The 14,583-nt window shown below is 65.9% G+C and carries 14 protein-coding genes; 7 read left to right on the top strand and 7 right to left on the bottom strand.

The genetic code is table 11. The annotated features are described in order from the left end of the window. The first annotated feature begins 111 nt into the window (after positions 1 to 111). Together NQJ30_RS06980 and NQJ30_RS06985 are read left to right on the top strand one after the other, a co-directional pair. Positions 112 to 1,146 (top strand): LLM class flavin-dependent oxidoreductase, encoded by a 1,035-nt coding sequence (locus tag NQJ30_RS06980; RefSeq protein WP_255769116.1) that lies wholly within the window; start codon positions 112 to 114, stop codon positions 1,144 to 1,146. Positions 1,147 to 1,229: 83 nt separating this feature from the next. Next, on the top strand, positions 1,230 to 2,003 hold the full coding sequence (locus NQJ30_RS06985) for an oxygenase MpaB family protein (RefSeq protein WP_255769117.1): 774 nt from the start codon (positions 1,230 to 1,232) through the stop codon (positions 2,001 to 2,003). 65 nt (positions 2,004 to 2,068) lie between these two features. Here NQJ30_RS06985 and xdhC read toward each other — a convergent pair whose 3' ends face one another. The 3 genes from xdhC to NQJ30_RS07000 are packed head-to-tail and all read right to left on the bottom strand — an operon-like array spanning position 2,069 to position 6,931. After that, a complete protein-coding gene (xdhC, locus tag NQJ30_RS06990) occupies positions 2,069 to 2,881 on the bottom strand; it encodes a xanthine dehydrogenase accessory protein XdhC (protein ID WP_255769118.1) in 813 nt (270 codons plus the stop codon). Between the two features lies 1 nt (position 2,882). Then, positions 2,883 to 5,366: a xanthine dehydrogenase molybdopterin binding subunit gene (gene xdhB / locus NQJ30_RS06995; RefSeq protein ID WP_255769119.1), complete on the bottom strand. Its 2,484-nt coding sequence runs from the start codon at positions 5,364 to 5,366 to the stop codon at positions 2,883 to 2,885. Then, positions 5,363 to 6,931 carry a xanthine dehydrogenase small subunit gene (locus tag NQJ30_RS07000; RefSeq protein WP_255769120.1) on the bottom strand — a complete coding sequence of 523 codons (1,569 nt, stop codon included), beginning with the start codon at positions 6,929 to 6,931 and terminating at the stop codon, positions 5,363 to 5,365. The genes xdhB and NQJ30_RS07000 overlap by 4 nt, the downstream gene beginning before the upstream one ends. Positions 6,932 to 7,007: 76 nt before the next feature. On the opposite strand from NQJ30_RS07000, the gene NQJ30_RS07005 reads away from it, so the two are divergent. Further along, complete coding sequence (locus tag NQJ30_RS07005; RefSeq protein WP_255769121.1) at positions 7,008 to 7,988, top strand: aldo/keto reductase; 981 nt, start codon at positions 7,008 to 7,010, stop codon at positions 7,986 to 7,988. Between the two features lie 144 nt (positions 7,989 to 8,132). On the opposite strand, the gene NQJ30_RS07010 is transcribed toward NQJ30_RS07005, so the two are convergent. The 3 genes from NQJ30_RS07010 to NQJ30_RS07020 all read right to left on the bottom strand — a co-directional run bounded on the left by NQJ30_RS07010 (position 8,133) and on the right by NQJ30_RS07020 (position 10,481). Beyond that, positions 8,133 to 9,089 (bottom strand): zinc-binding dehydrogenase, encoded by a 957-nt coding sequence (locus tag NQJ30_RS07010; protein ID WP_255769122.1) that lies wholly within the window; start codon positions 9,087 to 9,089, stop codon positions 8,133 to 8,135. A gap of 201 nt (positions 9,090 to 9,290) precedes the next feature. Continuing rightward, a complete protein-coding gene (locus NQJ30_RS07015) occupies positions 9,291 to 9,488 on the bottom strand; it encodes a hypothetical protein (protein ID WP_255769123.1) in 198 nt (65 codons plus the stop codon). A 222-nt stretch (positions 9,489 to 9,710) separates the two neighbouring features. Continuing rightward, complete coding sequence (locus NQJ30_RS07020) at positions 9,711 to 10,481, bottom strand: CPBP family glutamic-type intramembrane protease (RefSeq protein WP_255769156.1); 771 nt, start codon at positions 10,479 to 10,481, stop codon at positions 9,711 to 9,713. Between the two features lie 182 nt (positions 10,482 to 10,663). On the opposite strand from NQJ30_RS07020, the gene NQJ30_RS07025 reads away from it, so the two are divergent. Genes NQJ30_RS07025 through NQJ30_RS07040 form a run of 4 tightly spaced genes read left to right on the top strand, consistent with a single transcriptional unit; the run spans position 10,664 to position 13,797 of the window. After that, positions 10,664 to 10,996, top strand: a complete 333-nt coding sequence (locus NQJ30_RS07025; protein WP_255769124.1) for an ArsR/SmtB family transcription factor — start codon at positions 10,664 to 10,666, stop codon at positions 10,994 to 10,996. A 13-nt stretch (positions 10,997 to 11,009) separates the two neighbouring features. Continuing rightward, complete coding sequence (locus tag NQJ30_RS07030) at positions 11,010 to 11,516, top strand: SRPBCC family protein (RefSeq protein ID WP_255769125.1); 507 nt, start codon at positions 11,010 to 11,012, stop codon at positions 11,514 to 11,516. 60 nt (positions 11,517 to 11,576) lie between these two features. Next, positions 11,577 to 12,104 carry a hypothetical protein gene (locus NQJ30_RS07035; protein WP_255769126.1) on the top strand — a complete coding sequence of 176 codons (528 nt, stop codon included), beginning with the start codon at positions 11,577 to 11,579 and terminating at the stop codon, positions 12,102 to 12,104. Between the two features lie 4 nt (positions 12,105 to 12,108). Further along, a complete protein-coding gene (locus tag NQJ30_RS07040) occupies positions 12,109 to 13,797 on the top strand; it encodes a long-chain-fatty-acid--CoA ligase (protein ID WP_255769157.1) in 1,689 nt (562 codons plus the stop codon). A 106-nt stretch (positions 13,798 to 13,903) separates the two neighbouring features. Here the strand turns inward: NQJ30_RS07040 and NQJ30_RS07045 are convergent, their stop codons facing one another. Further along, on the bottom strand, positions 13,904 to 14,545 hold the full coding sequence (locus tag NQJ30_RS07045; RefSeq protein WP_255769127.1) for an NADPH-dependent F420 reductase: 642 nt from the start codon (positions 14,543 to 14,545) through the stop codon (positions 13,904 to 13,906). Positions 14,546 to 14,583: the final 38 nt, after the last annotated feature.

The raw sequence follows: 14,583 nt of genomic DNA on the forward strand, positions 1-14,583 counted from the left end.
GCCTCCCGCCGGTGCCTCCTGCCGGAGCCGACGCCCGGTGCTCCGCTCGCGCCTCCGGCCGTCTTCCGCTCACCCGGGAATGAATACGCGAACTTGAATGTTCAAGCAATCATGGACTTTGGCATCTTTACTTTCGGCGAACTAACCCGCAGCGACAACGGCAGCGCCCTCTCACCGCATCAGCGGCTGAAGGAGCTGATCGAACTCGCGAAACTGGCGGACCAGGCAGGTCTCGGCTTCATGGGCCTGGGCGAGCACCACCGCCACGACTTCGCCATCTCGGCTCCGGAAATTGTGCTGGCGGCCATCGCCCGGGAAACCACCAACCTCCGGCTCAGCACGGCTGTGACCGTACTGTCCACGCAGGACCCCGTGCGGCTCTTCGAGCAGTTTGCCACCTTGGACCTTATTTCTGACGGCCGTGCCGAGATCATCGCCGGCCGCGGCGCCTTCATCGAGTCCTACCCGCTGTTCGGCCACGACACCGCCGACTATGACGGACTCTTCGACGAGAAACTGCGCATGCTCCTCGAACTTCGCGACAACGCAGTGCTGGACTGGAAGGGAAACCTGACCCAAAGCATTCCAGGCATGGACATCGCGCCCCGTCCGCTGCAGGACAAGCTTCCCGTGTGGGTGGGTGTCGGTGGGACACCCGCCAGCTTCGCCCGGGCAGGCAGGCTCGGACTCCCGCTGTTCATCGCCCTCCTCTCCGGCCCTGAACGTTTCCGCCGCCTTGCCGAGCTTTACCGCCAAAGCGCCGAAGAAGCAGGCCACGATGCCGCGGTTCTGCCTGTCGGCGTCGGCGGTCACTTCTACGCCGCCGCGACGTCCCAGCAGGCGCGCGACACCTTCTACCCCCACTACCGGGCCTACTTCGAGCAGAACATGCCACGCAACGTGGATCATTTCCCGCGGTCCACGTTCGATGACTGGAGCGATCCGGGCGGCGGACTCCTCGTGGGCAGCCCGCAGCAGGTCATCGAGAAAATCCTCCAGATCCACCAGACTCTGGGCAACAGCCGCTACATGGCGCAGATCGGACTCGGCGGCCTGCCGTTCGCGGAAACCGCCCGCTCCATCGAGCTCCTCGCCACCGAAATCATGCCCGCCGTCAACCGGGAACTGGGCGTCGGAGCCGCTTAAACGCAACGGAAACGGACGACGGCGGGAGGTCCCGCCGTCGTCCATCTTTTTCCGCCCACAGGGATTGCCGGTATCGTGTGGTGATGGCGCCCACCTTGGCTGATATCGGAGCAGAAGGCGTTCTGCTCGCTGGGGCAGGCCGCGCCATCCTGCTGCAGATCGCGAACCCGGCCGTGGGCCATGGCGTGGCCGAGCACAGCGACTTTGTTGCACGGCCGTTTGACCGGTTCCGCGCCACCCTCACCTACGTGTATGCGGTGAGGTACGGCACCGAGGACCAGGTTGCAGCGGTGCGGCGCAGTGTGAACAAGGCACACGGCCCCGTGCGTCGCAAGCCCGGAGCGGGCTACCACGGTTACAGCGCCTTCGATGCACAGGCCCAGCTGTGGGTGGTGGCTACCCTCTACGACACAGCGGTTGTTATCTACGAGAAGATCTACGGTCCGCTGGATGACGATGCCGCCGAGCTGATGTACCAGGACTACGCCAAACTCGGCACCGTCCTGCAGTTGCCGGAGGGTCTTTGGCCGGCCGACAGGGCAGCCTTCAGGACGTACTGGCACCCACGCCTTCAGTCCCTGGAGTTGGACGGAATAGCTATCCGCGTAGGCCGCGATCTGCTCTATCCGCCAACCGGCCCGCTCTGGCTCCGGATGAGCATGCCCCTGATCCGGTTCATCACCGCCGGCCTCCTGCCCGATCACCTCCGAAGCGGCTACGGGCTGCCCTGGAGCGAGCGCCACAGCCGCCTGTTCGAACTCACCACCCGCTGGTCCGCGCTGGTGTATCCACGGCTGCCGCGCCAGGTCCGGCACTTCGCCAAGAACTACTGCCTCGCCCGGCTTCGCGTGGCCTGAGAACGGGGAGGCGCTGCGCTATGCAGCGAAGGGGACACACAGCGTAGGAACCCGGACGCGCTGCGCTACGCGCTGAACGGGACGCGCTGCGCTATGTGATGGAGCAGGCCGGCCGCGGCGCTCACGGCGATGACCGCCGGCGCCTTTCCCTGCACCTCCGGCAGCCCGATCGGGCACTGGATCCGGTCCATCTCCGGTTCGCTGAATCCTTCCGCGGCCAGCTTTTGCCGGAACCGGATCCACTTGGCACGTGACCCGATCAGTCCCACGCTGGCCAGGTCCGGGCGGCGAAGAGCCGCATGGCAAAGGAGGAAGTCCTCGGCGTGGTCGTGGCTCATGATGAACACGTGGGCGCCCGCCGGAAGATCGCCCAGGAACGAGTCCGGAACCGGTGTGTGCACCGAGCGCACGTCCGCTACACCTGAGGTCACGTCGGCCAGCCGGGCCGGAGCAAGCTGTTCCTCGCGGCTGTCCACCAGGTAGAGGGTCATGGGGATGCGGGAGAGAATGCGGCCAAGCTCGTACCCCACATGCCCGACGCCGAAAATCGCCACGGTGGGCAGGGAGAGGAATGGCTCGAGCAACACCCGCACCTTTCCTCCACAGCACTGCCGGCCGTGCTCCGTGGAGGCGTGCTCGTTGAGCGCGAACTCGCAGTTCTCGGGCGCCGTGATGCCCCGCGCCATCATGTCCCTGGCCCGGTCCACCACCGTGGCCTCGAGGTTGCCGCCGCCGATGCTTCCCCAGGTGGCGTCGGCGCCCACCACCATTTTGGCGCCCGCCTCCCGCGGCGCATGGCCGCGCACCTCGGACACAGTGGCCAGGACCCCGGGCCGGCCGGCGGTCCTCAAGTGTTGCAGGGCTTCCAGCCAGTCCATATCAGGAGGCCGCCGTCGGCAATGATGAGGGCGTGGTGTCTGAGGTGGACACGGGATGAGAGACGGACGCGAGATGAGAGGCAGACCCGGGGTCAGGCGGGGCCGCGGCCCCGGCCGGGCGGCCGCCGTCGTTCTCAGACGAGTCGTGGTCATCCCACGCTGCGATGGCCCGCTCCAGCGCCCAGAACACTGCCTCCGGGGTGGCCGGACTTGCCAGCTCCACCGACCAGCCCGCCGGGCCGAACGCCGCCACCGCCTCGCGCAGGGCTTCGCGGACGCTGATGGCCAGCATCAGCGGCGGCTCTCCCACGGCTTTGGAGCCATAGACAACGCCGCTCTCGGTGGCCCGTTCGAACAGGTGCACGTTGAACTGTTCCGGCATTTCGGAAAAGCTCGGCAGCTTGTAGGTGCTGGCCGACTGCGTGGCCAGCCGTCCGCGCCCGTCGCCGTCGGACACATCCCACCGCAGGTCCTCAAGGGTCAGCCACCCCGCACCCTGCACGAAGCCCCCTTCGATCTGCCCAACGTCGATCAACGGCGAAAGGCTGTCGCCGACGTCGTGCACTATGTCTGCGCGCAGCTGCCGGTACGCACCGGTGAACCGGTCCACCTCCACTTCGGTGACCGCCGCGCCGTAGCTGAAGTACTTGAACGGCTCGCCCTGCATGCGGGTGCTGTCCCAGTGCAGCCCCTCCGTCCGGTAATATCCGGCCGCCCAGAGCGGGACCCGCTGGAAGTACGCGTCGTGGACCACGTCGGCGAAGCTCAGGTCGCGGTCATGGAACCCGATCCCCGTCACCTTTCCGGCGTCGAACCGCACATCGTCCGGATGGATATTCAGTTTCCGGGCGGCCACCTCGGCCAGCCGGGAACTGATCTGCTCGCAGGCGTTCTTGACGGCGCCGCCATTGAGGTCAGCTCCCGAGCTGGCGGCAGTGGCGGACGTGTTCGGCACCTTATCCGTCCGTGTGGGTGCCAGCCGGATGAACGCGAGCGGCACCCCCAGCGCGGTGGCGGCCACCTGCCGCATTTTGGTGTGGAGGCCCTGGCCCATCTCGGTGCCGCCGTGGTTGATCAGTACGGACCCGTCCTTATAGACGTGGACCAGCGCCCCGGCCTGGTTGAATGCGGTGAGGTTGAAGGAGATGCCAAACTTCACCGGAGTGACTGCCAATGCCCGCTTGAGGTCCGGATGCGCTGCATTGAATGCCGCGATCTCCCCGCGCCGGCGCGCCACGTCGGCACGCTCCAGCAGCAACTCCCAGATGGCGGTGAGCCGTTCGGCATGGCGTACGGGCTGCCCGTATGGGGTGGCCTGTCCGGGCTGGTAGAAATTTCGACGGCGGAGCTCGCCCGGCTCGAGACCCAACATCGGTGCGCACCGGCCCAGGATGTCCTCGATCACCAGCATCCCCTGCGGACCGCCAAAACCCCGGAACGCCGTCTGCGACGTTTTATTGGTCTTCGCCACGCGCCCGTGCACCTCGATGTTGGGGATGAAGTACGCGTTGTCGATGTGGCACAGGGCCCTCGCCAGGACCGGCTCGGAGAGGTCCAGGCTCCAGCCGCCGTCGCTGGTGATGGTGGCCTTCAGCGCCTGGATGTGGCCATCGGCGTCGAACCCTGCTTCCCACCGGGCATGGAACGGGTGGCGCTTGCCGGTCATGGTGATGTCCTGGGTCCGGTTGAGGCGGAGCCGGACCGGCCGCCCCGTCAGGCTCGCACCGAGCGCTGCAACGGCAGCGAATCCGTGCGGCTGCATCTCCTTGCCGCCGAACCCGCCGCCCATCCGCAGGCACTGCACCGTCACCTGATGGCTGGAGAGTCCCAGCACATGGGCCACAATCTCCTGCGTCTCGGACGGATGCTGGGTGCTGGCCTGCACAAAGACCTGGCCGCCGTCGTCGATCACGGCAAAGGACGCCTGGGTCTCCAGGTAGAAATGCTCCTGCCCGCCGAACTCGAACTCGCCGCTGAAGCGGCGGGACGCGCCTGTCAGGGCCTGGTCCGGCTCGCCCCGTGCCACCGTGGGCTGATTGCCCTGGAAACTTTCCGCGGCGATGGCTTCGGTGAGTGTCAGGAGCGAAGGCAGCGGCTCGTATTCCACGGCCACCGCCGCCGCGCCCAGCCGTGCGGCCTCGAGGGATTCGCCGAGCACCCAGCACACGGCCTGGCCGTGGAACATGACCTCGCTGGGGAAGAGCGGTTCGTCGTCCTTGGTGCCGGAGTCGTTGATCCCGGGAACGTCCGACGCCGTCAGCACCTTCACCACGCCGGGAACCTTGAGTGCGGGCTGGGTCTGGAGTTCCAGGACCCGCGCATGGGCGTGGGGTGCCTGGACCGGCCAGGCGTGCAGGACATTTTGGGAGCGGACCACAACGTCGTCGGTGTAGAGGGCAGTCCCCGTCACATGCGCGGCAGCGCTCTCGTGGGAAACCGGGATCCCGACCACGGGATTGACGGGACGGTCGGCAAGGGATTTCACGTGGCCACCTCCGCAGGAATGTTCCGGGCATGGAACTTGAACAGCGCCTGCCGCAGCATGGCCGAACGGTAGAGGGCGCTCGCGCGCATGTCGTCGATGGGCGTGCCCTCACCCGCCATTACGGCGGCTGCCGCGGTCACCGTGTCGGCGGTCCAGGGCCTGCCCGTCAGGGCCTCTTCGGTTGCGGTGGCGCGGATGGGGGTCACGGCCACACCGCCCAGCCCGATCCTGGCAGATTCAACGACGCCGTCACGTATCCCCAGTGCGATGGCCACCGAGACACTGGAGATGTCATCGAAGCGCCGCTTGGCGATCTTGTAGAACGCCACGTTGTCGGCCAGTGGCAGCGGGATCCGGACGGCGCGGAGCAGTTCGCCGGGCTTCCGGACGCTCTGCCGGTACCCGGTGTAATACTCGGCAAGCGGAACCTCGCGTTCGCCGTGGGTGGAGGACAGAACGACGCGCGCGTCCAGGGCCAGGAACACCGGCGCGGAGTCGCCAATGGGGGACCCGGTGGACAGGTTGCCGCCGAAAGTCGCCGCGTTGCGGATCAGGCGGGAGGCGAACTGGGGAAACAACTGGTCCAGGAGCGGCACTCGGCCGCCGAGACCGCGTTCGGCCTCCGACAAGGTGAGGGCCGCGCCGATCTCGACATGGCCGGCGTCGAACTTTAAGGTCCGCAGCTGGTCCAGGCGGTCAATGGCGATCACCAGCGGCGGCCGGGCATGCCGGAGGTTCACTTCGACGCCAAGGTCCGTGGCACCTGCCACCAGCTTCGCGTCAGGGTTCTCCTGCAGGATTTCGAGGACTTCGGCCAGCGTCCCAGGACGACAGAACCGAGCGCCGTCGTCCAGCTGGGTACCCTCGGAGTGGATGCTCTCCGCTGGCGTGTTCTCCGCGTTCGTCTGCTTTGCCGCGGGGGCCGGCCGGCTTTGCCGCTCCAGCAGCGGATCCGCCGCAGACGGCGGTCCGAGCGCATAGGCCGCATCCCTGATGGGCCGGTAGCCGGTGCAGCGGCACAGGTTCCCGCTGAGGGCATGGAGGTCGAACCCGTTGGGGCCGGATTCATGGCCGGTGGCGTGCTCCTCACCGACGGCGCCGGGCCCGGTTTCCTGCCGGGCGCTGGTTCCCGTTCCGGGCTGCGCGCCGGCCCGGGCGGGGCTCCGGTCCGGGCGGTAATACTCGGCCGCCATCGAGCAGATAAAGCCCGGGGTGCAGTATCCGCACTGGGATCCGCCCCGGTCCACCATTTCCCGCTGGACCGGATGGAGGTCCCAGGCGGCGCCGGGCAGGGAGGCCGTGCCCAGGCCTTCCGCCGTGATGATCTCCTGGCCGTCGAAGGCCATGACAGGAGGCAGGCACGCGTTTACCGAGGTCCAGCGGCTGCGGTCGGGCCCGTCCGGCCGCGCCACCAGGACGGCACACGCCCCGCATTCACCCTCCGCGCAGCCTTCCTTGGCGCCGGTGAGACCTTCCGCTCGCAACCAGTCAAGGAGGCGGGTGTGCGGGCTGACGCCGTTGCACTCGCGGGCCCGGCCGTTGACCACTACCGTAATTCGGTCCATGCTTCATCCTTGCCGCGCGGACAGAGGAAAGCCAGAGCTTCGCCGCCCCGCGTGTCCCCGGCCCTATAGTCGAGGAATGGAACAGCGGATTTTGGGCAAGACCGGACGTAGTGTCTCCATCGTGGGGCTCGGCACGTGGCAACTCGGCGCAGATTGGGGCAACGTGGACCCTGCCCAGGCCCAGGCCATTCTGGCAGCGTCCGTGGAATCGGGTGTCACCTTCTTTGACACGGCTGATGTCTATGGGGACGGGCGGAGCGAGCTGGCTATCGGGAAGTTCCTCGCGGACAATCCAGGGCAGGCCATCACCGTGGCCACAAAGATGGGCCGCCGTGTGGAGCAGCGGCCGGAAAACTACACCTTGGCCAACTTCCGTCAATGGGTGGACCGGTCCCGCAGGAACCTGGGTACCGACACCCTCGACCTGGTCCAGCTGCATTGCCCGCCCAAGCCGGTTTACAGCAACGCCGAAGTATACGACGCGTTGGACACCCTGGTATCCGAGGGTGCCATCCGCAATTACGGTGTCAGCGTGGAGCGCACCGAGGAGGCGCTGGAGGCGATCCGCCACCAGGGGACCGCGTCTGTCCAGATCGTTTTGAATGCGTTCCGGCTCAAGCCGCTCGACCAGGTCCTCCCCGCCGCGAAGGCGGCAAGCGTGGGCGTCATCGCACGGGTGCCGCTGGCATCCGGCCTGCTCTCGGGCAAGTACACAAAGGAGACCACCTTCGCGGAGAACGATCACCGGAACTACAACCGCAACGGCGAGGCGTTCGACGTCGGGGAAACGTTTGCCGGAGTCGACTACGAACTGGGGCTCAGTGCCGCGGCCGAGTTTGCACAGCTGGTCCCTTCCGGGGCCAGTTCAGCGCAGGCGGCCATTGCCTGGATAGCCGCCCAGGACGGCGTCACCGCGGTAATTCCCGGCGCCCGAAACGCCGACCAGGCGAGGGTGAACGCCGCAGCGGCCGCCGTGAAAATTACCGACGAGTTCGACGCCGGTGTCCGCAGGATCTATGACCGCTACTTCCGGGACTCCATCCACCCGCGCTGGTAGGCGAACGTCCGGCGGGTGGAGGCGCCGCTAAAGCGTGGATGGCGCCGACAAAGCGAAAAACAGAAGCGTACGACGGCGGGAGGTACCCGTCGTCGTACGCTTCTGTTTTGCGGTGGTACCGGCTTTGCTGCGGTACCGAAGGCGCTAGTTCTCGTACATTGCGATGAAGCGGCCCACCACGCCGCCCTTGCGCAGTTTGTCGATCGCCTCGGGGATGTCCGCTTGGGTGATGAGGTTCATCGGCGGGTTCAGTTCGCCGGACTTCATCAGGGCGTAGAGGTTTTCGAGGTCCTCCTTGGTGCCCGACTTGGAGCCCTTGATGGAGAGCTGGTTGATGATCAGCGGATACGTGTTGATGGTGGATTCGAGGCGGCCCATGCCAACCTGCACCAGGGTGCCGAACTCTGCCAATGTTTCCAAGGCAGCAGCCGTGGTGGTGCCGAATCCGGCGTAGTCAACAATGAGGTCCAGCTTCTTGTCCTTGAACGCTTCGATGGAGTCCGCAACTCCGGCGAGGCCGATCTCGTCAGCCAGCTTCTGCGTCTCGGGATTCACTTCGGCGCCGTACACCTCTGCACCGGCGAGCACGGCCACGCGCGCACCGATGTACCCGAGGCCGCCGAGGCCGATCACGCCCACCCTCATGCCGGCCTTGGCGCCGCCGACGGCCATGATGGCGTGGTAGGCGGTCAGTCCGGCATCCGTTGCCATCGCACCGAGTTCAAAGCTGACCTCCTCCGGGAGTTTGACCAGGTTGTCGTCCGTGGCGACCAGCTTGGGACCGAAACCGCCGTCCCACTTGCCGTAGCCGAGGGCGTCGCCGTCGCTCATGACGGGGGAGAGGCCGACGCGGTCGCCGATCTTCCAGTGGTCCATGCCTTCGCCCACCTCGGTGATAACGCCGGCATTTTCGTGGCCCATGGTGCGGGGGAGCTGGGGGAACAGCGGCATCCACCCGGCGTCATCCAGGGCGGTGACGTCGGAGTGGCATACTCCGGCGGCCTTGACGCTGACCACCACCTGGCCCGGACCGGCGGCCGGTTCTGCCACTTCGTTGAGTTCCAATGGGTTGTTGGTGCCGTTGAACTGCCATGCCTTCATGGGGCATTCTCCTTCGTCGATCCATTGAATTCATGCATATACATGCACTTGCCTCCACCATACCCCTCTTTCAAGGAGTCGGCTGCCCAGTGTGACCCACCTATCGTACGGAGCCCCGCGGTTGCAAAAAAGAAGGGGACGGCCGCTGGAATCCCATGAGACTCCGGCGGCCGTCCGCTTCCGGTTTTTGGCTTGAAGCCGTTACGCGGTGACGAGCTGACGGTCGTCGCTGCGGACGGTCAGCGTGAAGGTGTTGGGGCCACTGGCGTGGACCGCGATACGGCACTTGGTGGTGTTTGCCTTGACGGATAGATCCTGTGCTGCGGCGTCGAGGGTGTGGTCAATGGTGGACCGGTCCCAGATCTTGAGGGAGACAGAGTGGCTGGAATCAAACGTCATTGTCAGTACTTTCGCTCATGCAGTTAACGGCCTGGTCATCCTTGAATAGGCCGCATCCTCGTCGGTGAGGATTGCTGATTTAGGTGTGCGGGGCACAGCGGCCCCAACTTCATAGTTCATGGTGAACCCGGTAATTGACAACCGAAACGGCGAAAGTGTGATGGATTCCACGTTCGTGTCGCGGCCTGTTACGTCCGTCTTTTTGGGCCGACGGCCGGACTCTCAGTGGAAGAAAATGTCGATCCAGGCGCGGTTGTGCGCATGTACCAGCACCAGGAACAGGACGAAGTCAAAGAGCACGTGGATGGCCACGATGTAGGTCAGTGAGCGCGTGATGGTGAACAGCTTCGCCTGCAGCAGCGCGAACGGGAAGATGAAGAATGGCGCCCACGCGTGGAACCCCAGCTCCCACAGGAATGACGTAAACAGGACCGCCTGCAGCAGGTTGGCCTGCCAGTCCGGGAGATGCCGGCGCAGCAGCGTGAAGGCGGTGCAGATAAAGAAAAGTTCATCCCAGATGCCCAGCGCATTGGTGCCCAGGAACAGCCGACCGATGCCCTCCGGATCGCTGACCGCCGGCCAGTTCCGGTACACGTCGGTGCTGATCATGTAGACCGGCAGGATCAGATATCCCAGCAGCGGCACGGCCAGCAGGTACCACTTCTCCGCGCCGGTCCATGGCTCCCCGGTCCTGAGGGGGTAGCTGATGGCATGGTCCCTGGTGATGAACCGGGACACCGCATAAGGAATCCCAACGGCCACAATCATCGCCGTCCCCATGACCAGCATGTGCCCGGTGCTGATGTCCGTGGTGATGGGCACGGCGCTCATGGCCGCCAAACCCACGGCAATCAATGCGAGGTCAATGAGCAGCCGGCGGCTGATGAATCCGGCCACCACCAGCGCGGCAGCCAGCAGGATGAATCCGACCGTCCGGTTTTCCAGCGCAAAGAGGGTAAAGCCCGACGCCGAGACAAGGGTTGCCGGGATCAGCTTCAGTGGCGTCCGGGCCGTGGCTGCAGCCGGGCCGCGGTTGACCGCGGGTCCTGGTTTCGAGCGCTGGCTCAACGCGGCCTCCGGGTGATCTCGGGCGGGGCGGGATTCGTTCAGCTTAGCCGGAAGGCGGGCGGGAAATCCCTTGACGCATCCTGGCCCCCGGCGTATGGTACAACCAAATGGTTGTAGATCAGCTCAGTGATGCCGACGTGGACCGCCTGTTCCAGGCGCTCGCGGACGCCACCCGCCGGGACATCGTCCGGCGGGTGACCGGGGCGGAGTATTCCGTCTCCGGGCTTGCTGCCCTCTACGCCATGAGCTTTGCCGCCGTTCAGAAACACGTGGCGGTATTGGAGCGTGCTTCACTGGTGACCAAGGAGAAGCGCGGACGGGAGCAGATCGTGCGGGGCAACCACGACGGATTGCAGAAGGCCCGCCGACTGCTCGATGAGTATGAGGCGATCTGGCGGCAGCGTGCCGGCCGGATTGCGGACATTCTGGCTGAAGGATAAGGAAGGTACGGCAATGCCTGTTATCAGTTCCACCAAGAATCTCGAGGCACTCAGCTTCACCCTCGTCGCGGAGTTCGACGCCGCCGTCGAACGCGTCTGGCAGATCTGGGAGGATCCCCGGCAGCTCGAACGCTGGTGGGGACCGCCCACCTGGCCCGCCACGTTCAACGGGTTCGACTTCAAGCCGGGCGGCAAGGCCAGCTACTTCATGACCGGGCCCGAAGGCGAGAAGGCCGGCGGCTGGTGGAAGTTCACCGCCATCGACGCGCCAAGGAAACTCGAGTTTGACGACGGCTTCGCGGACGACGACGGCGCTCCCGTGGACGCCATGGGCATCACCCACGCGGCCGTGGACCTTGAGGACCTCGGCGGCCGCACCCGGATGACCATCATGTCCACCTTCGAATCCGAAGAGCAGATGGAGGAGATGGTCAAGATGGGCATGGACGAGGGCATGAGGCTGGCGGCAGGCCAGATCGATGCCGTCCTCGCAGAGCACGCCCAGGCGGGAACGGTTTAGCGGCTGTGGGGCGGTGGTGCAAGAATCGTCTTGAACCGCCGCCGAGTCGAGGAGCGCCACATGTCCGAACTACAGGATCATCTCAGTGAATGGGCCGAGCTGTGGGGCCGAGTCCGCGGGGTGGAGCCGGACGCCGAGGGCTCCGCTGTTCTTATCCCGGCGGATACGGATGATTCGGACGCCCGGGCCGAAGCCCAGCAGCAGGGGCTCTCGGCCAGTGGCGAATACGTCCTCCTCACTGCCGCCACTGCCGAGATAGCCGCGGCCCACTCCCTCCCGGAGGACGCCCAGGTTGCCTCGGCTCCCATGGGGGACTACGACGTCGCCGAGATCTCCGTGTTCGACCATCCGGTTGGCGGCGGGCGCATCAGTGTCGGCGAGGCCGCGGCAGTCATCGGCAACCTCCGGTATGAGACTCCGCAGGACAGGGACGCCTACGAGCCGGCCTTGCTGGCCACGCTGGCAGAGGAGGCGTACCTCCACGGCGCGCACACCCTGATCCTGATCGTCGACCTGGATGAGGCGGACCGCTTCCTGGGCTCGGGATGGACCGAGGCCGGGCGTGTACTCACCTTTGGGCGGCCCTGACGCCATGGAGGACCTGGCTGTCCAGCCGTGGGTGAAGAATTACCAGCCCGGTGTTCCGGCGGAGATTGAGCTGCCGACGGAGTCCCTGACGGCGATGTTTGAACGATCCGTGGCCGAAGCCGGTTCGGCCCCGGCCTTGGAGTTCTTCGGCCGTCGCACCAGCTACGCCGAGCTCGGCGAGCAGGTGGACCGTGCCGCCGAAGGCCTCCGGCAGCTGGGGGTGCGGGCCGGTGACCGGGTGGCACTGATCCTGCCGAACTGCCCGCAGCACGTGGTGGCCTTTTACGCGGTGCTCCGCCTGGGCGCCGTGGTGGTGGAACACAACCCGCTGTACACGTCCCGGGAACTCCGCCACCAGTTTGAGGATCACCAGGCCAGGGTGGTCATCACCTGGGACAAGGCGGCCGCCGCCGTCCGGGAGTTCCCGGCCGACATCGAGATTGACCACGTTGTCTCGGTCAACCTGCTGGCAGCATTCCCGGCCGTCAAACGCCTGGCGCTGGGCCTGCCGGTGGGGAAACTGCGTGCGACCAGGGCCTCCCTGACCGCGCCGGCTCCGGGAACCACACCGTGGAAGAAGCTGCTGGATCACGGCCGGATTGAACCGGCACATCCGCGGCCCTCGGTGGATGACCTGGCGGTCATCCAGTACACGTCCGGGACCACCGGCCGGCCCAAGGGCGCCATGCTCACCCACTTCAACCTCTACTCCAATGCCCTCCAGGGGGAGGCATGGATGCAGGGCGCCGAGTATGGCAAGGAAGTCCTCTACGCCATCCTGCCGATGTTCCACGCCTTCGGCATGACCCTCTACCTCACGTTCGGCATCCGCAAGCAGGGCCTGCTGGTGCTTTTCCCCAAGTTCGACACCGATCTGGTGCTTGCGGCCATGAAGAAATCACCGGCCACCGTCTACTGCGCTGTCCCGCCGATCTACGAGCGCACCGCGATGGCGGCCAGGGAAAAGGGCATCTCGCTGCGCTCCTGCAAGTACTGCATTTCCGGGGCAATGAACCTGCCGGACCATGTGGTGGAGCTGTGGGAATCCGTGTCCGGCGGCCTGCTGGTGGAGGGCTACGGCATGACCGAATCCTCGCCGGTGGCGCTCGGTAATCCTTTCCACCCGAGCCGGCGGCCGGGGACCATCGGCGTGCCCTTCCCGTCCACGCTGATGAAGGTGGTGCAGCTTGATGACCCCGGCGTGGAAGTGGTGCCCGGCCAGCAGGGGGAGCTCCTGATCAAGGGTCCCCAGGTGTTCCGGGGTTACTGGAACAATCCGGAGGAAACGGCGAAGACCCTCACCGCGGACGGTTGGTTGCGGACCGGCGATATCGTCACGGTCGATGCAGACGGTTTTGTCACGGTGGTGGACCGGGCGAAAGAACTGATCATTACCGGCGGCTTCAACGTCTCGCCCAGTGAGGTGGAGTCAGTCCTGCGGCTCCACCCGGACGTGAAGGACGCGGCGGTGATTGGCAAGCCGCTGGAGCAGGGCGGCGAGCTGGTGTCCGCGGCCGTTGAGCTCGAACCCGGCACAACGCTGGACGAGGAAGCCCTCCGCGCACACTGCCGGGAGCACCTGGCCGGCTACAAGGTGCCGCGCCGGATCGTGGCCGTCGACGCCATGCCACGTTCCATGCTGGGCAAAATCCTTCGAAGGCAGGTGCGGGACCAGGTCCTGCCGCAGCTCTGAGGAGCCGAACCTTCAAGCCCGGGGGCGCGAAGTCTCCGGGGCACAAAGGCAAAGGGCACGACGGCAGGAGGTCCCGCCGTCGTGCCCTTGGCTTTTGTTTGTGGTTCTACTTGGTGACGGCGAGCCCGGTGTCCCAGTTGAAGTCGGCGAACTCGGGGTTGGCCTGCATGGTCATGAGGACGAACTGGAAGCCCTCGAGTTCGCGGGAGCGCTTGAGCGGGCCCACTACCAGCGGGCGCATTCCGGCGGCGCTGACGAAGCTGCTGACTGCCTTGGTGGCATCCTGGTTGTCGCCGGCGATGAAGACGTCCAGCGGCTTGCCGGCGGACTCTCCCGCCACCAGCGTGCCGGCGAAGGTGGTGTTGAAGGCCTTGACCACGTTGGCACTTGCCGGGGCCAGTGCTGCGATTTCCTCGGCGGCCGAGGATCCCGGTTCCACCACGAGGGAATCGAAGGTTTCGAAGTTCACCGGGTTGGTGATGTCCACAACCGTCTTGCCGGCGAGCTGTTCGCCGTAGGCGGTGACGACGGATTTGGCGGCATCGAACGGAACGGCGAGGACAACGATGCTGCCCTGGGGCGCGGTGGCCGTGGTGCCGTAGCTGACGCCTGCGCCGAGCTCGTTGGCCAGGGCCTGCGCTTTCGAGGCGTCCTGGCCGAGGATCTCAACCTGCTTTCCTGCTGCGAGGGCACGGGTTGCGATGCCGCGAGCCATGTTGCCGTTGCCGATGATGGTGATGTCACTCATGGTGTTCTTCTTTCCGAAAAGGCGGGCGAGGAAATTTT

Origin of the sequence: Pseudarthrobacter sulfonivorans (genome assembly GCF_024391045.1) — a bacterium.
In the GTDB taxonomy this organism is placed as follows: Bacteria; Actinomycetota; Actinomycetes; order Actinomycetales; family Micrococcaceae; genus Arthrobacter; species Arthrobacter sulfonivorans_B.